This is a genomic window from Myceligenerans crystallogenes (genome assembly GCF_039529775.1).
GTDB lineage: Bacteria > Actinomycetota > Actinomycetes > Actinomycetales > Cellulomonadaceae > Myceligenerans > Myceligenerans crystallogenes.
In genome coordinates this window covers 1-762 of sequence record NZ_BAAANL010000019.1, presented here as the reverse complement: position 1 = coordinate 762, position 762 = coordinate 1, and the positions used below count along the sequence as shown (strand labels likewise).

Below are 762 nucleotides of genomic sequence, written 5' to 3'. Positions count from 1 at the left end.
CCTTTTCAAAGTTGCGAATGGCGAGATAGATCAGCTTGGTTGCAGCCTCATCGGTCGGGAAAGAGCCGCGCGTCTTGATCGATTTTCGGATCACGCGGTTCAGACTTTCTATGGCATTCGTCGTGTAGATGATCTTGCGGATCGCCGGATCGAATCCAAAGAATGGGATCACCTCCTGCCATGCCCTGCGCCAGGCCGGGGCGATAGAGGCGTATTTCCCGACCCATTTTTCCTCGAAGGCATCGAGCTCGGCCTCGGCCATATCGGCGGTCGGGGCGCTGTAAATCCGGCGCAGGTCGGCGGCCACCGCCTTGCGGTCCTTCCAGGAACAGAAATTCAGCGAATGGCGCACCAGGTGCACGATACAAGTCTGGACCATGGCGTCCGGGAAGGCCGCCGTGATCGCATCGGGGAATCCCTTCAGCCCGTCCACGACCGCGATCAGGATGTCGTGGACGCCCCGGTTCTTCAGCGTTCTTGGCGATCCACAGGCCCAGAACCTCACGTTGGCCATCGCGGGTGACGCCGAGGGCGACGTAGACCGCCTTGTTCTTGACCGTCCGGCTGTCGGCATCGCGGATCTTCACCCGTAGCGCGTCGAAGATCACGATGGGATACATCCGGTCCAGCGCCCGTGATTGCCATTCGCGGACCTCGTCGAGCACCGCATCGGTGACCCGGCTGATCAGGTCGGGCGAGACCTTCAGGCCATAGAGGTCGAGCAGATGCGCCTGGATGTCCCGCACCGTCAGCCCGGCGGCA

Annotated in this window: 1 pseudogene; it reads right to left on the bottom strand. The window is 61.8% G+C overall.

Features of this window, described 5'->3' with window-relative positions:
- Window positions 1-762: pseudogene (locus ABD208_RS20370) on the bottom strand (IS256 family transposase); the annotation flags it as partial.